We start from the raw sequence: 23315 nt of genomic DNA, 5'->3' as shown, positions 1-23315 counted from the left end.
ATAGCTATTGTTACCATATGGCAAAGATATCATTAATGCTTTCGTTCGTATAGACTCCCTTTTTGTACTAGCTAAGCCCATATTGCTAATAATAATTGAATTAATTATTATGTTTTTTCTTAATTGTAAATTAACCTGATTGTCGAATATTAATTACTTAAAAATTTACTAATCTAGTGAGAATCATCATGGCCATTTGGTTTAAACCTATAACTATTGAATATATTCAGCAACGTAACCAAAATACGCTTGCAGACTTTCTAGGCATTCAATTCACTGAAATAGGTGATGATTTCCTTACTGCTACCATGCCTGCTAATGAACGCACAAAACAGCCTATAGGGATTATTCATGGCGGTGCCAATGTTGTTTTGGCTGAAACCTTAGCTAGCGTTGCAGCAAATTCGGTCATAGATTTAAGTAAATTTTATTGTGTAGGTTTAGAAATTAACGCAAATCACCTACGTGCTATAAGCAAAGGTTTAGTTACGGGAACCACTCGCCCTATACATATAGGCCGCACAACACAGGTATGGCAAATAGATATTTATAATGAAGAAGGTAAAAGAAGTTGTGTTTCTCGTATGACTGCTTCTGTTATTGCTCGTTAAATAAACGGCTTATGATTTAACCTAAAAAGTAGATATATTCTTACCTAGTAATTATCGAGTTGAAAACTGAGCATTTTGTGCTTTTTTTCGAGGGGAAATAGGCGTTACTCTAGTATGACAATTTTGCATGGATGCTAAGCGGGCAAGTAATTTGGTTTTGTTAACAGCAATATTATAAATTTCTTTAATAGTATCATTTTTTACCTTATCAAAAATTAAGCGCATGCGTTCTAACTTATCTTTCTCAGGAGTATCAATTGTAAATCTAGCTATCAGCTTGCGCATTGAGTTAAAATCATAGGTATTAAAAGTGTAAAATAAATTATTTTCGTATATATGTTTTGGAAAAACCAAATTTTTTGCTATATCACTTAAATTAACTTGAGTTAGATACTTGCTTGAGTTAGTTTTCATAAAATTGACTTGATTTAGAATAAAAAACTCTTGAGATATTCCCGTAATTGATCGATCGGTAATAGAGCAATTTATAAGAGGTAAGCCTAATCCCACACAATTTAAAAAAAGTAAATTAAAAATATTACTTATATAGCTTTCAAAATCATGGTCTCTATGCTGTCTGAGTGCGTCCCAAATAAAGTTGAAATCGAGTCCTCGTCCACTTTGCCCATGGTTTTTATGATAATACCAAATTACATAATAATATCCGTCCCAGGGTGAGGATAAATATCGGTCGATTAGCATTTTTTGTAAATCGCAAATTTGATTAATCAAAGTGGGGGTAAGAACCTCAGGTAACCTAGGCTTTAAACAAACTCTCATACCATTTCTTTGATTATCTTCCACTACTAATAACTCTAATTTTTTCACACTAACTCCAACTTTAATTAATAAAGTTATAATTCTTAGTTAAAATTCAAAAATAATAGTTCCCCAGGTATAGCCAGCACCAAAGGATACTAATAAAACTATCTCTCCTTCTTTGATAGAGCCTTGATTAAATAAATCATCAAAAGCTAGGGGAATGGAGGCTGCCGAAGTATTCCCATGTTTATCAAGCGTTACCTGAATTTTATTTAAAGGAGCCTCTATGGCAGCAGCTACTGCATTAATAATTCGAGTATTCGCTTGATGAGGAATAATATGATGAATATCTGTAATGGTTAGTTGCGCCTTTTGCAGCGCATTTTCTATACATTCCGTAAAACGATTAACAGCATTCTTAAAGACTTCTTTACCATTCATCACTAAGTAAGGAGAAAATTTAGTGATTAAACTATTACCCTTTGTAATTCCCCAAGGAATTTCAAGAGCACTTTTTCCTAAACCATCCGCACCAATATCGCAATAAAAAATACCTTTCTTTTCAGAATTAAGGTTTTCTAGCAAAAAAGCACCAAAACCATCGCCAAATAGCACTCTTGTTGATCTATCCGCTGGATCAGTTAGGCGAGTAAAAGCATCACAGCCCATTACTAAAGCATAACGAAAACTGGGATTGGACTTCAGCAGGTAATAGGCATTTGCTAGCGCATAAACAAAGCCACTACAAGCCGCTTGCATATCAAAGGCAATACAGTTTTCAATACCTAAAAGCTGCTGAAGCATTACCGCGGTACTAGGCATTAACTGATAGGGTGTAGTAGTGCCTATAATGATTAAATCAATTTTTTGAGGATTAATGTCAGCACGTTGAATCGCTATAGAGGCAGCTTTAAAGCAACACTGTAGATAATCTTCTTCTTCTCCTAAAAAGTGCCTATCTTTAATCCCTGTCATTCGCTCAATCCACTCATTAGTTGTATCCAAGGTTTGCTCAAAATCTTTGTTATTAACTATTTTTTTAGGAAGATAACTTCCTGATGTTATAACCTGGATGCCCATTGAAACCTCTTTTAAAAACGGGATTATGCTAAAGGATTAGATATTATCGTTCAATAAAAGGTATTTTAGTTTAAAATTTATACAATTTCTATTTTTTTAAGAATAAATTTTAGATAAAAAAATTGATTGGAATTTATTTATTTTTTAATTTGTCGATTTATTTTTAAGATTAAATACTTTTAAATTCAAAGACTTTACTTACTAAAGAGATTTAAATATGGTACTAAAAATAACCTTTTATATCTTTAAGAATAAATATTATTGAGGGTTTTAAGTATAAATAACATAAATACAATTAAAGCTTATAAATTTAGCGGTCATCTCATGGCGTTGAAAATACTCTAGCAATAGCTAAGTAAATGTTTTTTAAGAAAAAGCAGCAAATTTCATCAAGAATTGCTTTTAATTAGCTTGATATATTTAAATTAAATAATTATCTCAAATTATAAAAACAAACCTAGACTTGAAAACTTATTATTAGCCTTGCAGCTTCATGTAATTAGACCTCTTACATAACCTATTTATTTTATGTGAGTGCAAGGTACCAGGGTTTTGAGGAGCGGAGTTTACAGGGCGTAAATGAGCACTAGAGAAAACCTTGCAACATAGCAATCGCGTAAAATAAGTAGGTTATGCAGAGGTCTATTGAAGCTACAGAGGCTATTTTTCTAGCTCATATCCTTTATCAAGCCAGCCTTGTAAACCTTGATTCAATGAATAGACATTAGTATAACCCATCTCTTGTAAACTTTTAGCAACTAAAACGCAGCGAAAACCGCCACTACAATACACAATAATGGGTGTAGCAAAATTTGTGACGGTTTTTTCTATGTCACGCTCAATAATACCTTTACCCATATGAAGGGCTGTGGGAATATGCCCAGATGGCCATTCACTTTCTTCACGTACATCTATTATATACATAGGTAGATGTTTATTAATTTTTTCTCTAAGTGCCGGTGCATCAATTTCTTTAATAGATTTTTTTGCTTCTGCCACTAAGTTTAAAAATTGCGGTGAATGTTGCTTTGCCATAAGCTTACTCCTTAAGCGTTATAAAATGATAGTTCTTTTAGAGCCCTTTCATAATCTACAGATTCACTTTAAGGCGAGGGCTTGATTGTCTGCTGGCTGCTCTTTTAACCAAACCAGTAATAAAGCGCCTATTATTAAATAAATAGGCAAAATTATTAAAGCAAATCGATAACTATGCAATGAAAATACATGAATGTCATTAACTATTTTTCCATCCCAATTTAAATCAAGTAATTTACCGATAAGAGGCTCAGTAAGTGCATCTAAAATTGCATCACTAGTGTTAATCATAGCGGCAATAGTTGCTGTTAAAGCTAAGGAATTAATCTCCTTACCTATAGCAAAAACAAGCATAAATGCCCCAAGCCCAAAACCAAATAAAAATAATAGAAATCTTAAGACGCTCAGTGATAAAGTAGGACTATATAAAATCATTATAATAGCTACGCAAGACAAAATAGTACTAAAAAGCATTATATCTCGTCGATTATTTAATTTATCTGATAAGAGCCCCAAAAGTGGACTACCCACTCCTAACCCGATAAATATAAACGATATCATGGAAGCTGCTTGAGTTTTACTTAAATGATAAGCTTGCTCTAAGAAAGGATTGCCCCAAAGGCCACCAAATACCGCAATAGGTGAAAATGCTAAACCACTATAGAGTGTAAGTAGCCAATTTTGTTTATTTTTCAGCGCTTTTTTAAGTTCAGCAATTGAAATTTTATTACTTAAGGCAGAACAAGCTTGTTTATCTTGTATGACCAGAAAAAATATTATTGCAAATACAATACCTACTAAACCTACTATCAGTAAACAAAATCGCCAACCAAAATTATCGACTAACCAAGCTAATGGTGCCTGACCAAAAACCGCGCCAGCCATAGCAGCAGTAGCTAATAGACCACTGACAAATGCATATTGATGCGGTTTAAACCAAGTAGCAGCCAACTTCATGTAGGCAACTGTTGCAAAGGCCACTCCTAATCCCATCAGCGCCCGTGCAAAACTCGCTATAAATAAAGTTTCGGCTTGAGAAAATAATAAAATCCCTAAAGCCGCGATAGCAATAGCGCAAGCAGTAAAATAGCGCATACTGTATTTATCGAGCAAGATACCAACAAATAGTTGCATTATCATATACGAGTAATAAAAAGTGGCGGCTAGACCACCTAAGCTTGCTCCTGTTAAATTAAATTCGCGCATGAGATCAGTGGCAATAATACTAGGAAAAACTTGCAACACATATTTATAAAAAAGAAACCCAGCAGCTAAAGTAATTACAAAAACAGGGTATGAAAAATTTTTTGTAACATTGGATTCAAAAACTAGCCTTGTCATTATTTATACTCTCTAAGATTTATAGACATTTAGAATACGATTTACTGAGCGAATGTATTTCGTTAAGAGCCCTGTCTTAACGTTTATAATCGCTCATCGTTAAGACAGGCAAATAATGTTAATAATGCTAATAATTAAAAAAGGGATAGACTTAGCAGCATGACTTAGGAAGGAGGATAGTAAATTGCTAAGCAGATTCATTAATAACTCAACTACAATTTGTTAGAAATAAAGGCACTGAGCTTTATTCTTGCATAAAGGGTTTTTATATGCAACTTACTTTTTAGAGATTAATTACAGCAATGCATAAAATGCTTTAACTGCTGCCAGTATCTTATACTCTCTATCAATATCTTAAGTAAATGCTCTTAAGTTATAAAAACTTATTGTTTTTGAATTAATTGGTAAAATAAGCCTCGTGCTTGCATAAGTTCTTGATAATTACCAGATTCTACACATTTGCCACCATCAATAACATAAATGATATCTGCATCAATAATCGTACTGAGCCGATGAGCAATAACTAGACGTGTAATCTTAAGTGAATGTAAATAGAGCTTAATTTTTGCTTGTATCTTATTATCTAAAGCACTTGTTGCTTCATCTAATAATAATAGTTTAGGCTTAGCGCTTAAGGCGCGTGCTAAACAAATGCGCTGCACCTCACCACCAGATAACATTTGAATACCATCATTAATCAACGTATCAATACCCATAGGAAGATTGCGTAAAAAATCTTCTAAGCCAACTTCATTTGCTATTGCATAAGCTTCTTCGCGCGATAGAGTAGTATTATTACCACAAATATTTTCATAGATTGTCCCGGGAATTAATTGGGTGTTTTGCATGACAACACCTAGCTGACTTCTTAATGAAGACAAATTAATATTTTGTAAATCAATGCCATTATATTTAATGAAGCCTGACTCAGGATAATCAAGTCCTAATAAAAGGCGAAAAATAGTTGATTTTCCTGCTCCTGAAGGGCCAACAAAAGCTGTAAAAGAACCCGGTATAATTTCAATAGTTAACCCACTAAAGAGTGGCTTATCATTATCAGGATAACGAAAAACCACATCATTCATCGCGATAACCCCATCTTGTAAATCAACCTTACTTTTTCCTTTTTCTTGTTCAGGAATACAGTCAAATATTGGTTTTGCCTTTTGAAATAAAGGAATAATCTCGATACTTTCACTGATTACACTAGAGAGTTCTAAAAGCACATTAAAAAATTGCACAAAAGCCGCATTAAATATAATAAAATTGCCGAAACTTAAAGTATTATCGCGCCAAATAATCAAACTATAAATAAGCAATGTACTAACGCCGATAAAGCCAGTTATAAGGATAGTAATTTTATTGATTAATTTTTTAGCGCTAAAATGTAGATAAGTTTTAGAAGCATATTTTTGTTCCCATAGCTGAAAGGCATTCTTTTCCTTATTTGCTACCCGTATTTTACTAATTGATGCCAATAAACTTAATAAAATACCACTAATTTTTGTTTGTTTAGTAATAACTTGGCGTTCTTTTTTTAACAAACGTAAATTTAATATTACAGTAAAAATAATCATAATTAAAACTAGCAACATAGCTATTGAGGCCAGATAAATATCAATAAAAAACATGAGTACTAAATAAAATATTGATAAAATTCCAGCGATTATTGTCGAAACAACTCGCTCACCTAACTCTTCTTGAATAACACTAATTACATTGACTCTAAAACTTAAATCACCAACACTAAATTTTTTGAAAAATGAAACCGGTAGCTTTAACAATCTATCCCAAATAGCTGTTTGGATACGATGTTGAGCTCTAAAACGAATACGCAATAGCAACAAAGCTTGTAAGAAATTTATTAAACTTATAATAATGCCAATTACAATTAATAAAATTGCTAACTGTGTTAATAAAGAATAATTCGAAAAAGGAATCGCTTGTTCGAAAATTATTCCAGTCAGAAGAGGTATCGTTGTTAGAAAAAGAGAAGCAAGGATTTGAAAAAACACAACTTTTCGCATTTCTTTTTTTAAAAAAGAAAAAGTGAATTTTAACACAGTAATAATGGAAGCATGTTTTTCTGGTAAAGCTGGATATAAAATATAGGCATGATAATGAATGTTTTTTGCTAATTTTTTATCTACTTTTTTACGTTTTCCAGTTTTACAATCAATTAATTCATAACCGTCTTTTTTAGGTAATAATGCACAGCAATGATGATTAAAAAAAGCAATCAGAGGGCCGGAATCATATTGCCACCACGCACTTTTTAAGCAGATCCGGCGTAAGCGTAATAAATTATAATTAGCTATTGCTTGTAAGTAGTCCGTCGATTTTCCTTGATGAACGTCAATTATAGGTTTATTTAATTTAATACTTAAATAATTGGCTACTATTTTACAAGCTGCAAAGTGTATATCGAATGAGTCTGTTAGCGATGAAGAAGTACGCTTTTGTGAGAAAAAGTTTTCATTTAAATTCTTTAGATAAAGCAATGGAATTTTTTTATAATTCATATTGCTCTTTCTCCACTAATTCTTGATATAACCCTGGCTCTTTTATTAATTTTTCATGATTACCATGCTGAATAATTTGTCCTTCATTAACGACATAAATACGATTACAACTTCGGATAGCACTTAAGCGATGAGCAATAATAAGTAAGCTGCATTTTATTTTACGTAAATTTTCATAAATTGCTGTTTCAAGAATAGGATCCATAGCCGAAGTTGCTTCATCTAAAATAAGCAACTGTGGTTTTAACAATAATGCTCTTGCTAATTCTAGACGTTGGCGCTGGCCCCCACTTAAATTGGTGCCGCCTTCCACTAATTTAAGTTTTAAGCCCCCTCTTGCCAAAATATCTCTATCTAAATGTACTTGTTCTAAAACAGTCAATAATTCAGCATCAGTAAAGCTTTTATCCCAGTAGGCCAAGTTATCACGCACACTACCTGGAAAGAGAAAAATATTTTGATCAACATAAGCAATAAATTCACTCAATAAAGTGCGATTAAGCTCTGTATAAGGGATATTTTTAAATAATATTTCACCTGTTAAGGGCGGATTTAATCCACAAATTAATTTAGCGAGACTAGATTTACCACTACCACTAGGCCCAACTATAGCAACTTGCTCACCCGGATTTATGATAAAGGAAATATCATTAAGTACTGGAGGATCTAGCGGCGAATAACTAAAAGATAATTGCTTAACTTCTAAAATAGCTGTGGCTGCCTCTTTTAAAGCTTGCCTATTAAATTCACTATTTTTAAATAAGGGATCAAGTGGCGTGTTCGCTATATCATTTAAGCGAACCATATCTCCTTTCATTTGAAATAAACTACTAAAAAACTCTATTATATTATCTAAGGGGGTTAAAAAACTAATAGTTAAAGATTGAATAGCTATAATAGATCCAATGGTAAGTCTACCTTGCATAACCAAATAAGCACCAACAAAAATAATTGCTAAATTCATCATTAGATTAAAAAAGCTGGGCACTGCAGAAAACAATGTTCTAGCAAGTAATAATTGCTGCTCTGATGCTAAAAATTTAGTATAAAAAGAAGCCCAGCGATTAAAAAAATAAGGCTCAAGTGCTGATACTTTTAGGGTTTCTATAATTTGAATTCCATTGGCTTCGATTCCTTCTAATTTACCTCTATTACCCGCATATTTACGGCCCAGATCAGTTAGCTTGCGTCGGCCAATAGTTAATACCGCAATATTTAAAAAAACTAATAGCATTAAGAGCAGCCATATTTGCCAACTTAAAACAAAGATTACTGTGCCAAAGGCAATAACTCTTAGGATATTCACGCTAAAATTTGGTAAATCTTTTGCTATAACCGTAGCTATTTTTTCATTAATTAAACTCCTTTCAGCCACATCGCCATTAGAGCGTTGTTGAAAAAAACGTATAGGGATATGCAAGAGATGCCAAAGAAATTTTACTGAATTTTCAACATCTAATTTAATTTCTAAATGATTAAGAAATTTTAACTGCAGCCACATTAGTAACAGAGTCATTATGTTGGTAAAAGCCAAACCTAATAAAACAAAACTAATCAAACTTCTCTGATTATCAACCAACAAGTAATCAATAAACGCCTTAGTAAAAATAGGTATAGCAATATTGGGAATAATTAAAAGAGTTGTTACTAAAATTATAAAAAATAATGCTGCATAATTTTGCTTTAAGCGCGTTAACAAAAATTGTCTAATAGGAAATTCTGGCTTACCACCTTTTACAAAATCAGGCCCAGGCGTTAATATCAGTGCAACACCTGTATACTCTTTAGTAAATTCATTCCATCCTAGGCTACGTGGGCCTGTGGCAGGATCGTTTAAATATACTTTTCGCTTTGAGAAGCCTTCAATTACTAAAAAATGATTAAAGCTCCAATAAACGATAAAGGGCACTTTTTTTTCTTGCAATTCTTCTATTTCAAGATTAGCACCATAAGCTTCCATGCCATATTTTCTTGCTGCTTTAATTATATTAATTGCTTTAGTACCATCACGTGATACACCACAAGCATATCTTAATTCCTCTGCAGTCACATATTTTTTATAATAAGCAAGTATAATAGCTAGAGAAGCTGCACCACATTCTGTGGCTTCCATTTGCAAAACAGTTGGCGTTTTTACTCTTTTTTGAATAGGAAATTTAGCTTCCATATTGATAATTATTAATAATGTTATTATTAATTGTAGAAGTTAACTAAAAGATTAATAGGTTTTTTAGTTTCAATGTTAATCATCGCATCAACTAAAGTACCTTGTGTTAGTCGCATATTAGGCCCTAGACGACTTGTCCATTGGAATCCACTTGGTGTGCTGGAATCTTTATTCATCAGTATTTTAACTGACATAAGAGGGCCTTGATTTAAAAAAGAAGCGACAAGCTGCTGATTTTTTAATACAGCCATCATACTTTCTTCAGTAACAGGCAAAAGAGAAATACTTTGTACTTTTCCCTTGATAGTGCCATATTCCATTTTATTAATAATGGTAGGTGTAATTTGTGCCTCCATGCCCGGCTTTAAGAGCTTACCTCTTTTTGCAGGAACAAAGACTAAAGCATATAAATTTTGATCAGTCGGAATAATACTTAAAAGCACCTCACCTGGTTTAGTATAATCACCTATTCTTACTCTAACTTCAGCAACCATACCAGTAGCGGGGCTGGTAATGAGATGCGAACTTTGTAATTTCTCTTTTAAAAGCCCTACTTGCTGTTCTGCTTTAAGCACTTCTAATGATAGCTCCCGCTCACGTTCACGCCATTTATCTTTTAATTCGACTAAATTAGCTTTCATAGAAATTAAATCAGCTTCATGTGAATTAATTTCCTGCAATAAACGATAATATTCAACACGTGTTTCAGTGACATTAGGTAAATCGATAATTCCTTTTTTCAATGCTTTTTCCTTTAAATCCAACATAATAGCTAATTGTTTTAATTTCTCTCGCGCAGCATTTAAACTATCATTAATTTTAATGACTTGATCATTTTGGTTTTTTTCTAAACTAGCAATATTTTGTTCTGAGCTTCGTTGTAATGCTTTTTGCTCAGCTTTTAATTTAGCTAAATAATTTTGGCTTGTATTTAATTCCAAAGCCACTTGATTAGTATAGGAAACAAGCAAAGTATCTTTAGTAACTTGGTCACCTGGTTTAACAAAAATATTACTAATTGTTCCTTCTACTGCAGGCGCTTGAACAGTCATGACGTCACGGTTAATACTCATTAAGACGCCTTTGCCTTCAACCCTTATAAATAACGTTCCTTTTATCAGCCAAATAAAGAAAATCGTAATAGTTAAGAAAAAAACTAGAAATAACAGCCAATATTTTGGTGTGATAAGTCGAATCACATCCTCATTTAAGGTAGGGCGATTAATTTGCTCTAAGGCTTTTTTACGAAAAACAATACCTTTCTTCTTATCCATTCTTAACTTTAAATAATTGATTTTGAGTTTGCCTTAAGCGCTGTGCAATTAAAGGCAAAAGCTGTAAAGCAATTTCAGGATAGGCTTGAAGTTGGGCTTTAAAATCCCATTCGGAAATAACTAATGCTTCAGTAGGCTCAAGGGCGACTACACTTGCTGATCTTGGTAAATTATCAATAATTGCCAATTCACCCAATATTTCACCAGGCCCCGCTTCATTAAGTTTTATCTTTTTACCATTAAGCTCATAGAAAATTTCTACTTTTCCTTTACTAATAATAAAGCAGCCGTCGCCTATGTCATTTTGTTTTATTAAATACTCGTCTGGTGCAAAAAACTGTTTTGTCGTTAAGCCTGCGATTCGCCATAAAATACTTTTGCTTAGCTTAGAAAATAGTGAAGAAGATTGCAGAATTTTTAAAGATTCTATCTCTATTTCTGATGTATTCACAAAATCACTCAACTAGTGAACTTAATTACAGTATAGATAAAAAATAACGGGTTATCCTTAACCTATTATTTTCATTAAGATTAAATTAATTACTCGCGGCCAACTGTTGGTCTGTTGAATTTATCTGCAGAATTTTTAAGGTCCTTTTTTTGTTTATCGACTCTAGCCGGCGCTCTTTCTGCTCTACCACCAACAATCTCTTTAAGAGCATCGTCTTGCAATTGGTGTTTTTGATTAGGCTTACCATTAATAGCCATAATATAACCTCCAAAAATAGTACTTTAACCTCTCAATCTAGTCCGATCTGCTTTAGTAGCTTCGGGGCGCGCTACTGCTGCACGATTTTCCCCTGTAACAGGCCTTCTTGTTGTTACATCTGCTGAGGTTTTTACTACATCTGTTCTGGCCATACCACCTGATATATTCTCTAAATCAGCATCTTCTATTTTATCATCTTTAAGATTTTGATTTTCTAAATGTTTGTCATTTTGATCATAATTCATAATACACCTCACAACTTAAAATATGCTCTTAAATTATAGAACAAAATTTAGGCAATTATTAAACAGTCATCGTTAAATTCAATGGATAATTATAAATCAGGAGCTTTTATGGATAAAAAATGAAGAAATTACAACTTTAATTTATTTCTTATTTAAAAATTATCTTTGCTAGTTAACAGCTTACTTAAAGATAAAAAAACTGCTATTCTTAAATACGCTAAATTAGGCTTCCAAAATCAGGTAGAATCGAGGACTTTTTTGGCACGGATGAATATAATCCAGCACCCTGTAATCGTTATGACAATACAATTACTGTAAAACAAACTAACCTACTGGCTTTCCTATGGCTAAGAAAACATTCCTGTTTTTAATAGTATTATTAACTGTAAAAACAAACTTTGCAGCTCCACAATTTAATCTCATGGATCCTATAGCTGACAATCGTTATGAAATTAATACTCAAGCCCTATGCGCTACAGCTAAAGAAACGCTTGCTTATCTTAATAAAGGAAATGATTATGATCCAGATGTCATTCATGCAGGTAAAGCGATTCAAATTCCTTTAGATAGAGTTAAGGCAACCTTAAAATTTGTTTGTGAACATCAAAATGAACTAAATAATCCAGAGTTTGTCCAGGCTCATTTTGATTTTATTCGTTGGTATCCGGATCAAAAGCAAGCAAAACAATTAGCAGCGACTAAGTCCTTGCTTAAGCATTTACCTTCTGACCGTATTTTAATGACTAAATACTATATTCATCTTGCCAAAGCAGCAGAGAAACCCAACGACGCTAAACCATTTGCTTTGTATGCACTACCGCAAGATGAAAAAAATCTATCTTTAGAAGAAGCGAATAACAAAAAAGATTTAATTCGTCTGCAATTTGGTAAGCAAGCAATATTAAAAGGTGCTCTAAATAAACACAATGTTCCAACGCTTGCCTATTTAAGCCGCAATGATTTAGAGGCCGCCTTAATGCAAGGAACAATTGTTGCTGATTTTGGCCGCCATAAAAAGACATTTAACGTTCACCGCAGCAATAATATTGGCTATGATGCTCATAAAAACCCCTTGGAGCAAGAGCGTTTTTGGTATTTTAAACAGGTTCAGGGTATTCAAGGTTATGGTAAAGATGCTGATTACAAAATCATTGTTAACCCCGAAGTAACCTTTGCAGGCGATTTAAAACAACTTGGCTTAGGTAAATTAATGATGGTTCAATATGCTAACAAAACCGGCCAAATCATTTCTCGAGCTGGAATCTTAGCAGATACCGGTGGCGCTTTTGTAAATAACTTATACCAAGTCGACTTTTTAACAGGCAGCTATACCAGTAAAGAAGCTTACTATCAAGCTACACGAAACATACCTGATTATGTTGCAGCTTATTTCATGGTTTTAAAAGCTAATAGTTAAATCGTTATTCTAATCATTAAAACCTAAAATAACTAAGAGGCAAGGCCCGCCAGCAATGAGATTAATTCCTGCTAATTCACAACGTTCTATAGCATAACGGCTTTCAGCTCCTGGCTGCATCCAAATGTTATTAATACCCTTTTTTAATGCTTGTTCAACTATTTTATCTGTAACATTTGGTGGAGTAATAATTGAAATGCTTTCTACTTCTGCTGGTAAATCTTCAATAGATTGTACAGTAGATAAGTTTTGAATTTTATCAGTATGAGGGTTAACTGGATAAACGGTTAGATTATGCTGCATATAACAACGTAATACTTTGTTACCATACTTCTCTCGATTACTTGAAGCGCCTACTACTCCATACGCTTTTGATTTTAAAAAAAGCTCTATATCATTACTCATAACTACTCCTTTGCTTGATTATTTCTTATATAATTTACTTTAGACTGACCCTGCTATAATAGCGCCACCCACTTTATCTTTATAATATTAAGTTTAAACTCATTATTAGTTTTTAGAATGTTCTAAATTAAAGCTATATGTCTTGCAATAAAATATATATAATCCTTAAATTTAATTGAGATTATGAATTTAATGCGCAGTAAACATTGGTCAAAAGTAGAATATTTACATGAAGTTGTTAAAAACCCAAATATTCATATCAAAGGAAATCATAGTTACTATAGTGACGCATGGACAGGTAGTTTTGAAGAAAACGTCGTTCGCTATCTTTATGGCGATGAATTTAGTTTAAAAAGTTGGCAGCCACAATGGCCTATTGATCAATTATATATTGGTGATTATGTATGTGTTGCGGCGGAAGTTATTATTATGCTAGGTGGTAATCATACACACCGTACCGATTGGTTTAGCTTATACCCTTTTCCTGAGCTTAGTAAACAAGCCTATAAAGGCAAAGGTGATACTATCATTTGTGATGGCGTTTGGCTTGGCATGCGAGCAATGATTATGCCAGGCATTACAATTGGCGAAGGCGCTATTATTGGGGCAAATGCTGTAGTAACAAAGGATGTTGAGCCTTATTGTGTTGTTGCAGGTAATCCAGCCAAAGTTATTCGTAAGCGTTTTGATGATCATACAATTGAACGCTTACTTAATTTAGCTATTTATTCATGGAGTGAGGAAAAATTTAATACGCTCAAAAGCTACCTTTGTAACCATGACATTAATGCGCTAGAAAAAGCCAGTGCGACTTATGATACTGAAATTGTCAAAAGCAAATAATGCGTAAGCATTTGCCTAACATTAAAGCAATAATTACATCTCTAATTTGAGGCATTAAATTCGCTTACAATTAATAGCTCTAGACCTTTAAGTAAAATAAATCAGTAAATTTGGTATCGAGTCACGGAATATGCTTAGAGCTTGATTAATAGTTTTATTTAAGAGCAACGCACGAAAATTATGCATAATGCTCAACGTAGCTTTCTACATGAGCATTTATAAAGGATGACTTCATCTCTTGCGCTAAAAGCAGACTCTGGGTGCAGAGAGTATGAATGCTTACTAAATTTTACAGTTAAATGATGTAATTCTAACGACAATATTTTTCAAGCCAACATTCATCTGTTATATCATCACAAACTTCTACAGTTTCGCAAATAGGATAATATTCTCTTTGAACCGGGACATTAATTACAATATTTGGGCCAGGAAACCAACCACCAAACGTAAAACCAAAAAAACTAGCATAATTATTATAATATCTATTTCCAAAATGCCAATCACCATACCAAGCGTTAGCATTTGAGCATATTAAGCAATTTAAAAGAAAAAGACTTATTATTACTTTAACAAACTTGTTCATCTTTTTTATCTCCAGCGCACTACAAAAAGAATTAGCGAGCTATTTTATATTTACTTCGTTATAAAATGCTCTAATTTTTATCATTGTCACACCAAGAGTCAATAGATCTACAAAATTAAATTAAAATTCTTGATATAAGTTTGGTAGTAATGAAGTTTAGGAGAAGCTATTAAGCAGAAAAAATTCAGCACTAGCTGCTCTTTAAGAGCAGCTAAGTTAAATCATTTCACATAAACTGGGACAGGTTGATCGAAACTATAAATTAAACCAAATGCAACTTGAGCTGTATAAGGAGTAATTTTTGAATCTTTTGTTACCGAGCCAAAGGGATCAAATGTATGACTCTTAATATGTTCATAATGAGTTTGACTATAATCCATCATTGCAATCCATTGGGGAGCAAACGCATGTCTTAAACCTAAACCAAAGCGAATCCCATTAAGATCATTATTACTACTATGGATACTTGGATCAGCACCTTCGTGAATTTTTACACGACCATTGAGATAGCCAACTCTTCCATAAAAGAGTGTATTTTCTGATAAAAAATAACCTGGAAGCAGACTTGCACCATAGCTACGCTTAACAGTAAATGTCGTTTTAAGAAAATTTCCATGCAAATATTCATCATTAACTAACTTGTATTCAAGAGAGCTTATATTAGCATTAGCCTCTAGAGCCAAGTAAAAGCGGTTAAAGGCCCAGCCATAGCCACCAAAAAGAGAACCAAACACGCCAGTACCAGCAAAATGCTCTTTATCTATAACGTTAAAGCCGCCTGTACCAAAAAAATTAGGACGTGTTACATGTGAGCGTTGGTAAAACAATGCACCTTCAGGCCCTGTGCTCGCACCAATATAAAAGCCTGCAAAGCAAGGGGTAAGCCCTAATGAAAGCAATAAACTTGTACTTATTTTCCCTAACATAAATAATCCTAAAAAAACCAAGTTAAATTTTACGAGGTCAAATTTTAATAAAGAAAATAAGTTAAAGCAATGAGAAAATTTCCATATCGATAACTAAAGTTTATTTTTTTAATGACGATGATATTAAAAAATATTTAAAGCATTTAATTATTTTAGAGGCAAGCTATGAAAACTATTCTTAAAAAACTTTTCTTAAAAAATACTACTACAAAAGAAATATTAAAGAATAAAATGCTCTATATTATTAACACTGATCGCAATAATGATAAAAAATAATTCTATATTAATAGGTAATCTGCTTTAAAAACCAACATTATCTATTAGAGAAATGAAACTTAATTAACTTTATAGTAATTAATGTCTATTACTTTGAGTAAAATCTTGCTGAGTAAAATTTGAAAGTAATGCCTTAGCAGCCATTCGCGCCATTTCTTCTTGAGGCATGAAGTCAACTGAGGCAGCAAAACCTAAGTCTTCATCTAGGCCTGTTAATAAATTTTGATCTAAGATAGGTCTTATCCTTTCAATCATAGCTTGCATAGCCATATCGTCTATAGACAAAAAATTTTTTCTTTCATGCTTTAACATTTCTAACAGCGTGGTATGAAGAGCATACTTCAAAACATAAATAGCAAAATCACCAGCGTCAGTTAAGCTATGCAATTCAATCATACGTGATTCATCATATAGATAGGAAAAATTATAATCATAAGGTGAAAAATCATCATCAATTTTATTGATATACTCAAATTTTTCATATTGACAGCGAAAAAAGTATAAAACCTTTTTCTGACTTATACTTTCTATAATTTGAAAACAACCCTGAAAAATAAATGGTTGCTCCCAAATCGCTACTAAGACAAGTGTTTCAATATTAATTTTTGCTAAATCTCTCATCTCTATTTTATAAAACTTAATGAGGCTATAACCTAATTATAAACAAAGGCTAGTTCATTTAACTAATTAATAATAAATAAGCTTATTAAATTCTAAAGTTTAGTTCTTACCTGACGAATACACTTAATACCTTCACTAAAACTTTCTTTAAAAATCTCATTGATAAGGATTGTCATGCAAGCATCAACTCAATTTAAAAATGCTTATTTTATGTTAATTACAGGTTTCGTAGATTATAGTATAAATTCTAATCAAACAAATATTTCTAAATCTGCTCAACCACTAAAATGTAAGGTTAAAAAGACTCATAATGAAAGTCATCTAGCTAAAACTGCTAACATTACTAATAGTTAATTTTGTTAATTAATAACTAGAGCTGCATTAACCTAATAAATATTTCAAAAATAATTAAACATTAAATTTTTATTAATCTCTTAAATTATAAAGGCCTCATTGAGGCCTTTGCACTTCTATATAAAATTTAATACTATTTTTCTTTAGCAAATTTTATCTATTTTATAACTATAAATAGTAAAATAGGTTGATTTTTTTACCTTTCGAAAATAATCTAGCAAACTACCCCGGTATTGAACAAATTGATAAGATGTTTTTAAATTGGAAAGTTAATCACAAGGAACGACTATGAATAAAAATGCTGTTACTGCTGTCTTAGTACTGTTATCTAGTTGTGTGTTTGCAGAATCAGTACAAAATCCTTTTGGCCCAAACGTTATTATTTTTGATAGTAGTATGCGAAGTAGTGATATTAACAATGCAATTAGCAAAATATATAACCAACAGCGTTTTAATGAATTTGGCGACGAGCGCTATGCGTTAATGTTTATGCCTGGTCAATACGGGTTAGATGAAAATATTGATGTAAAAACTGGTTATTATACCCATGTGCTAGGCTTAGGTGAAAAACCAGATAGTACTTTTATCACCGGTGCTGTACGTACGCAAGATATGCCCCCAAGTGATCCAAATCATCCTGACTATGGACCTGGGGCCTTAGTTAATTTTTGGCGAGGAGCTGAGAACCTCACCATAAAACCCACTTTAGGTTCTTTAGGTTACCCCAACGCTATACCTAAGGATCAAAATGTTTGGGCTGTATCCCAAGCAACCTTTTTAAGAAGAATTAAAATTGTACAAGGTTCATTACGTTTATTTGAAGTTGGTTATTCAAGTGGTGGATTTCTTGCAAACTCTCAAATTGAACAAGGTATAATTTCCGGTTCACAACAACAGTGGGTAACACGTAACTCAAGCTTTGGTAATTGGGACGGCTCTGTCTGGAGTATGGTCTTTGTTGGCGATACTGGTTCGATTCCTGGCGGAAATTGGCCAAACCCCTCTTATACTATCGTAGATAAGACACCTTTAATGCGTGAAAAACCTTATCTTTATTTTAACAAAACAACGAATGAATTTAATTTAAAAGTACGAACCTTAAGAAAAGACTCAATCGGTACAGACTGGAACATTACAGGTAAGTCACTTCCTATGAGTAGTTGCTTCATTGCTCAGCCTAATAATTCAGTAGCTGAGATAAATACAGCCCTACAGAGTTATCGCTGTTTAATACTTACCCCTGGCGTTTATCATTTAAAAGATTCTATTCGTATCACTTTAACTAATACTATTGTTTACGGACTTGGTATTCCAACGCTGGTAAGCGATACGGGCAAGCCTGCTATGATAGTTAATGATGTAAATGGTGTACAATTGGCTGGTCTTTTATTTGATGCAGGTCCTGTGTATTCTTCTAAATTATTACAGATAGGGGAAAAGAAAACTACTCGCTCTCATGCTAACAATCCTACTTTCCTTTATGATATTTTTTGCCGAGTAGGCGGAACTTCTCATTTAGGCCAAACGGAAAGTTGTCTAGAGGTTAACAGCAATGATGTTATAGGAGATAATTTCTGGTTGTGGCGAGCAGATCATGGTAATAATGTTGGTTGGCGAGTCAATAATAGTAATAATGGTATTACTGTTAATGGTGATAATGTAACTATGTACAATTTAATGGTTGAGCACTTTAAGAAGTATCAAACCGTTTGGAATGGGAATAACGGAAAAGTTTATCAATATCAATCTGAAATTCCTTATGATCCACCAAGCCAAGGTGAGTGGCAAAATGGCCCTATTAACGGTTATGCTTCCTATAAAATAGGAGATAATGTTGAAACTCATCAGACTTGGGGAATGGGTATTTATAACTATTTTAGAGATGCTGATAATATCTATCTTGAAAGCGCAATTGAGGCACCGCTCAAACCAACAATTAATCTACAACATATAGTCTTATTTTGGTTAAGCGGCAATTATAACACTGGAATCAGACATGTTGTAAATAATACAGGTGATGGCGTATATCCATGGAATCGACGCAGTAATTTAGTAAAATGGCCATAGATTAAGCAGAGAAAGGAAACTAAAAGGAATTTTTTGAAAACTTAAGAAATAAGTTGACAATCGGTAGCCTGATTATTTGCAAGCTTGTTAATTTTAAAAGATTTATTTGATTTACCGTACAAAGTTTAAAAATTTTTCTTTAATGTTTATTCTTTAAGCGGTAAATCAAATTTTAAGATGATAAGTTATTTACTAAACTTGCAAGAGGCTTATCAGAGATGTTTCCGTACTATCAATATAATTTATAAGTTTGAGGGAAGGATGCGAAAATTACTATTTAGTTTCTTTATTATTAACTGTTGTTATTGTTTAACCTTAAATGCTGATCCTGCTACTACTTCCCCTCCTCTGACTGCTCCACTTGAAGGAAAAGATAATGAAATACATCATTATATTTCGCGTAGTTGGGATGTATTAACCCGTGATAATAGAAATCTATTTAAGTCCTGGTTTGATAGTAAGCTTCCTGAAGAAAAATTAATTATTTATCTACCTCGAAATGAAAATATTGAAACTGTAAAGTTAAATGCTACTCAGCATCTTCCTAATGAAACAGTCAAGTCGATTGAGTTTCGCTATTTACCTAAAAATATTAATTCCATTAAAGAACATGGATTACTCTATCTACCTTTTCCCTATGTTGTCCCAGGGGGTAGATTTAATGAGATGTATGGGTGGGATAGTTATTTTATTGAGCTTGGTTTACTAGAAAATAATCGCTTACAAATGGCAAGGAACATGGTAGATAATTTGATTTATGAAATTAAACACTATGGTACTATTTTAAATGCCAATAGAACCTATTATTTAGAGCGCTCACATCCTCCCCTCTTAACTGAAATGATTCTTGCTTATTATTATAAAACGCAAGATAAAAAATGGTTAAAGGAAACTCTACCTGCTATTAATAAATTATATCGATATTGGATTTCCCCGCCACATTTAGTCGCAAAAATAGGGCTTTCTCGTTATTATGCTGGAGGGAATGGGCCTTGCCCAGAAGAGTCACCAACTTATTACTCTAAAGTGATTGATTATTTTCAAACTCATGATGTTCCAGACTATGAAAAAGCACTTTATTATAATGAACAAACTAAACAGCTAACCCCTTTATTTTACCGCGCTGATCGCACAGTCAGAGAGTCTGGTTTTGATATTACAGCTAAGTATGGCCCTTTTAGTGCAGCCATTATGGATTATATACCGGTTGATTTAAATGTTTTACTTTATAAGTTAGAGCAAGATAGTCAAGAAATTTATACTATTTTAAATCATCCCAAAACAGCCAACGTATGGAAAAAGCGAGCACAAAAAAGAGCAAAACTAATTAATCGCTATTTATGGGATGCTAAAAGTGGTTATTACTTTGATTATAATTTTAAAACCAAACGTCTACGAGACTATTCTTATGCCACAACCTTTTACCCACTTTGGGCCGGTATCGCTTCAAAAAAACAGGCACAAGCCTTAATTAACAATTTACCTAATTTTTTAGAAAAAGGTGGCCTTGTAACAAGTAAACATTACCCAGGTTTACAATGGGATGCACCATTTGGCTGGGCGCCACTGCATTACTTTACTGTATTTGGTTTAGAAAATTATGGTTATAGGCAGCTTGCTCATGAGGTTGCTAATCGCTTTATTAAAACCGTCGAGAAAGGCTACCAGCAAGCACACACTATTTTTGAAAAATATGATGTTGAAGAACGTAGTATTCAAACAGTCAACAAGATTAAGTTTAGCTATAAGACCAATGAAACAGGATTTGGCTGGACTAATGGTGTTTATTTAGTATTTATTAATTTCCTTAAAAATACGCAAATGAAAGCCTCTATGCTACCAGCAGCAACCCCACAGCCCTAACTGGATTAAAGTTAGTAAGGGCAATGAAAGGTTAGATTTAAGCGCAACGCACGAAAATCATACATAATGCGCACATTGTAGCTTTCTACATAGGCATTTCGAAGTATGATTTTCGTGTATTGCACCAAAGATAATCTTTCGATGCAAGATATGCTTACTAAAGTTAATAAATAAGCCTTAGTGGCTTATTCCTATTGTTTATCATAGTGACAATTAATAACTAATGCAGTAAATAAAATTGGTATAATTGTCTGAGAGGAGTAAATAGCCATCCCCTGGCATTAAAAGCAGTGTTTTAATAAAGTAGAAATAAAGATTAGCTCATGCTTTAGCAATGAATCATACCCTTACCCTCTAATTATTAGCCTAATAAATTTATAACTCCTAATTAAAATCAAACTAGATCTTTTTGTAAACTCAATGTGTTAAAGTATAGCGGTAGTCTCTACATTCTGGTTAGAAATTAAGTTGTTTTTACTATAACAAAAATTTAAGGAAAACAGGGAATGAATACAGAAGAACTTAAAAACAACATTGCAGCAAATGAATTAAATATCGAAGAACCTAATGTCTCTGAAGAAGAAAGTAATGACGCTGACAAAGAGGACAAACTTCAGCAAATAAATTTTACTCAAAATCAATTAAAGCAAATGAAAGAAGAATTAGATAAGATGATTGAAGCATTTGCACAAAACACAAGTCTCTTATCAAGAGCCGCGAAGTTCTGGGGACAACTTCCTTGGTGGCAAAAGGTAATAGCTGGTTCAATTGTTATTGTGCCTTTATTTGTAGTTAGTATTCTTACTCATATTGTAGCTCTTTTTATTATTAGTTTCTTCACACTTTTTACGTATGTAGCTAGTAGCCTCTTACTTGATAATCATCATAAACAAAGTCAAAATGATAAAGATAATCTTAAAAAAGGTATTTTAAATTTAGCAGATACTCTAGGCATAGTAATTGAGTCACTAGAAAAATTACGTAGTGAATTAGCCCATGAAATTAGTAAATTTAAAAAAGAAAATAAGCATCTTACAGCTCTAGTTGAACAATTAAGTCAAGAAGTTGAGCAATTACACTTACAAGTGAGCCACTTAGTTAATGTTGAAAAACAATTAACGCTAACAAAAGATGAGTTGCACAACACTTCAACCAATTTTGCAAACGCTGTTGAAGAACATACCAAGCTGTTAGCTAAAAATAAATTACAGCTCGAAAAAACTATTAAAGACTATGAAGAAAGTCAAGTACAACTATCAGCTAAAATTTTTGAATTAGATGAAGTTAAAACAAAAATGGGCCTGGAATTAGATCAAGCTAATAATGTCGCACTAACCTTACAAGGTACTATTGACAATCTTATTAATACAGTTATTCCTGAAACCGAAAATCAACGACTTATATTTCAAGAGCGTTTACAAGAATTTCTTGCTGACAGAAAAAAAGGTTTCGAGCAGATGAATGAGCATGTCACTGAAACTAATAATAAACTTCGCTTAGTTCAGGAAGAATTGCGTCGTAGTAATGAACGTTATGAGGAACTTTTAAATCGTAGTGCAAACCACATTGATAGACTAGAACGTACTTATAATGCCACTGTAAGTTCAAGCCCTACTGCTGCATTAAAAGAAATAGGCTTTTATGCTGTTGATAAACCAACTAAACAAGAGGCTCCAGAAAATTCAACCTTAATATTGCATTAAACTCATTTATTAGACCTCTTGCATAACCTGTTTATTTTGCGTGAGTGCAAGGCGCAAGGGTTTTGAGGAGCGGAGTTTACATGGCGTAAATGAGCACCGGAGAAACCCTTGCAACACAGTAATCGCGTAACCTAAGTAGGTTATGCAAGAGGTCTATTCAAAAATTAATTTTACTTCTCTATATAACCTATAATTTATGGTAGTAATCTAAATTTATAGGGAGATTTATGCAAAAATTAATTATAAGCTTTTTATTTACATCAATACTTTTTTCTCCTTTACAAGCCTCTTCTAACCTAGGTATAAATTTGCAAGAAGATAAAAATGCAGAAAAAGATTGTATTCAGAAGATTGTAAAAAAATGTATCGCTAAATGTGAACAAGTTGATAATTCTAATTGCGTTCAGTTATGTAGAGAAAATGCTAAAAATGAATGTCGTCAAGCCGGTGAATAATTACAATAAATTTATAATTTATTTCAATATATAAGCTCAATAACTTGCTTAAATTT

General features: G+C 32.8%; 22 protein-coding genes. 8 read left to right on the top strand and 14 right to left on the bottom strand.

Annotation, left to right across the window (positions count from 1 at the left end):
* Positions 1–188: 188 nt before the first annotated feature.
* Positions 189–611 carry a hotdog fold thioesterase gene (locus ACNVED_RS06015; protein WP_419420851.1) on the top strand — a complete coding sequence of 141 codons (423 nt, stop codon included), beginning with the start codon at positions 189–191 and terminating at the stop codon, positions 609–611.
* 51 nt (positions 612–662) lie between these two features.
* Here ACNVED_RS06015 and ACNVED_RS06010 read toward each other — a convergent pair whose 3' ends face one another.
* From ACNVED_RS06010 to ACNVED_RS05965, 10 genes are all read right to left on the bottom strand, one after another.
* A complete protein-coding gene (locus ACNVED_RS06010; protein ID WP_419420850.1) occupies positions 663–1439 on the bottom strand; it encodes a hypothetical protein in 777 nt (258 codons plus the stop codon).
* Positions 1440–1478: 39 nt separating this feature from the next.
* Positions 1479–2453 carry a beta-ketoacyl-ACP synthase III gene (locus ACNVED_RS06005; RefSeq protein ID WP_419420849.1) on the bottom strand — a complete coding sequence of 325 codons (975 nt, stop codon included), beginning with the start codon at positions 2451–2453 and terminating at the stop codon, positions 1479–1481.
* Between the two features lie 660 nt (positions 2454–3113).
* Positions 3114–3488 (bottom strand): rhodanese-like domain-containing protein, encoded by a 375-nt coding sequence (locus tag ACNVED_RS06000; RefSeq protein WP_419420848.1) that lies wholly within the window; start codon positions 3486–3488, stop codon positions 3114–3116.
* A gap of 63 nt (positions 3489–3551) precedes the next feature.
* Positions 3552–4829: an MFS transporter gene (locus ACNVED_RS05995; protein ID WP_419420847.1), complete on the bottom strand. Its 1278-nt coding sequence runs from the start codon at positions 4827–4829 to the stop codon at positions 3552–3554.
* A gap of 383 nt (positions 4830–5212) precedes the next feature.
* The gene (locus ACNVED_RS05990; RefSeq protein WP_419420846.1) at positions 5213–7351 is read right to left on the bottom strand and encodes an ATP-binding cassette domain-containing protein; all 2139 of its coding nucleotides are present in this window, start codon (positions 7349–7351) and stop codon (positions 5213–5215) included.
* Positions 7341–9518: a cysteine peptidase family C39 domain-containing protein gene (locus ACNVED_RS05985; RefSeq protein WP_419420845.1), complete on the bottom strand. Its 2178-nt coding sequence runs from the start codon at positions 9516–9518 to the stop codon at positions 7341–7343. Before ACNVED_RS05985 ends, ACNVED_RS05990 begins: the two co-directional genes overlap by 11 nt.
* Before the next feature lie 26 nt (positions 9519–9544).
* Complete coding sequence (locus ACNVED_RS05980; protein WP_419420844.1) at positions 9545–10792, bottom strand: NHLP bacteriocin system secretion protein; 1248 nt, start codon at positions 10790–10792, stop codon at positions 9545–9547.
* Positions 10785–11243 carry a cyclic nucleotide-binding domain-containing protein gene (locus ACNVED_RS05975; protein ID WP_419420843.1) on the bottom strand — a complete coding sequence of 153 codons (459 nt, stop codon included), beginning with the start codon at positions 11241–11243 and terminating at the stop codon, positions 10785–10787. The genes ACNVED_RS05980 and ACNVED_RS05975 overlap by 8 nt, the downstream gene beginning before the upstream one ends.
* Before the next feature lie 89 nt (positions 11244–11332).
* A complete protein-coding gene (locus ACNVED_RS05970) occupies positions 11333–11500 on the bottom strand; it encodes a hypothetical protein (protein ID WP_419420842.1) in 168 nt (55 codons plus the stop codon).
* Between the two features lie 24 nt (positions 11501–11524).
* Entirely contained in the window at positions 11525–11746 is a 222-nt protein-coding gene (locus ACNVED_RS05965; RefSeq protein WP_419420841.1) for a hypothetical protein, read from the bottom strand.
* A gap of 343 nt (positions 11747–12089) precedes the next feature.
* Here ACNVED_RS05965 and ACNVED_RS05960 point away from each other — a divergent pair, with 343 nt between their 5' ends.
* Positions 12090–13163, top strand: a complete 1074-nt coding sequence (locus tag ACNVED_RS05960) for a hypothetical protein (RefSeq protein WP_419420840.1) — start codon at positions 12090–12092, stop codon at positions 13161–13163.
* A 9-nt stretch (positions 13164–13172) separates the two neighbouring features.
* Here ACNVED_RS05960 and ACNVED_RS05955 read toward each other — a convergent pair whose 3' ends face one another.
* On the bottom strand, positions 13173–13568 hold the full coding sequence (locus tag ACNVED_RS05955; protein ID WP_419420839.1) for a CoA-binding protein: 396 nt from the start codon (positions 13566–13568) through the stop codon (positions 13173–13175).
* Between the two features lie 192 nt (positions 13569–13760).
* Here ACNVED_RS05955 and ACNVED_RS05950 point away from each other — a divergent pair, with 192 nt between their 5' ends.
* Positions 13761–14411, top strand: a complete 651-nt coding sequence (locus ACNVED_RS05950; protein ID WP_419420838.1) for a CatB-related O-acetyltransferase — start codon at positions 13761–13763, stop codon at positions 14409–14411.
* 310 nt (positions 14412–14721) lie between these two features.
* Here ACNVED_RS05950 and ACNVED_RS05945 read toward each other — a convergent pair whose 3' ends face one another.
* From ACNVED_RS05945 to ACNVED_RS05935, 3 genes are all read right to left on the bottom strand, one after another.
* Positions 14722–14994 (bottom strand): hypothetical protein, encoded by a 273-nt coding sequence (locus ACNVED_RS05945; RefSeq protein ID WP_419420837.1) that lies wholly within the window; start codon positions 14992–14994, stop codon positions 14722–14724.
* A gap of 221 nt (positions 14995–15215) precedes the next feature.
* Positions 15216–15920 carry an outer membrane protein gene (locus ACNVED_RS05940; RefSeq protein ID WP_419420836.1) on the bottom strand — a complete coding sequence of 235 codons (705 nt, stop codon included), beginning with the start codon at positions 15918–15920 and terminating at the stop codon, positions 15216–15218.
* 354 nt (positions 15921–16274) lie between these two features.
* Positions 16275–16817 (bottom strand): hypothetical protein, encoded by a 543-nt coding sequence (locus ACNVED_RS05935; protein ID WP_419420835.1) that lies wholly within the window; start codon positions 16815–16817, stop codon positions 16275–16277.
* 174 nt (positions 16818–16991) lie between these two features.
* Here ACNVED_RS05935 and ACNVED_RS05930 point away from each other — a divergent pair, with 174 nt between their 5' ends.
* The 5 genes from ACNVED_RS05930 (at position 16992) to ACNVED_RS05910 (ending at position 23259) form a co-directional block, all read left to right on the top strand.
* Positions 16992–17171, top strand: a complete 180-nt coding sequence (locus tag ACNVED_RS05930) for a hypothetical protein (protein ID WP_419420834.1) — start codon at positions 16992–16994, stop codon at positions 17169–17171.
* A 288-nt stretch (positions 17172–17459) separates the two neighbouring features.
* The gene (locus ACNVED_RS05925) at positions 17460–19238 is read left to right on the top strand and encodes a hypothetical protein (protein ID WP_419420833.1); all 1779 of its coding nucleotides are present in this window, start codon (positions 17460–17462) and stop codon (positions 19236–19238) included.
* 261 nt (positions 19239–19499) lie between these two features.
* The gene (locus tag ACNVED_RS05920; protein WP_419420832.1) at positions 19500–21101 is read left to right on the top strand and encodes a trehalase family glycosidase; all 1602 of its coding nucleotides are present in this window, start codon (positions 19500–19502) and stop codon (positions 21099–21101) included.
* Between the two features lie 506 nt (positions 21102–21607).
* Complete coding sequence (locus ACNVED_RS05915; protein WP_419420831.1) at positions 21608–22804, top strand: LegC2/C7 family Dot/Icm T4SS effector; 1197 nt, start codon at positions 21608–21610, stop codon at positions 22802–22804.
* 227 nt (positions 22805–23031) lie between these two features.
* Positions 23032–23259: a hypothetical protein gene (locus tag ACNVED_RS05910; protein ID WP_419420830.1), complete on the top strand. Its 228-nt coding sequence runs from the start codon at positions 23032–23034 to the stop codon at positions 23257–23259.
* The last annotated feature ends 56 nt before the right edge of the window (positions 23260–23315 follow it).

Origin of the sequence: Legionella sp. D16C41 (assembly GCF_048541585.1) — a bacterium.
GTDB lineage: Bacteria > Pseudomonadota > Gammaproteobacteria > Legionellales > Legionellaceae > Legionella_C.
This window is presented reverse-complemented; position numbering and strand designations above follow the sequence as displayed.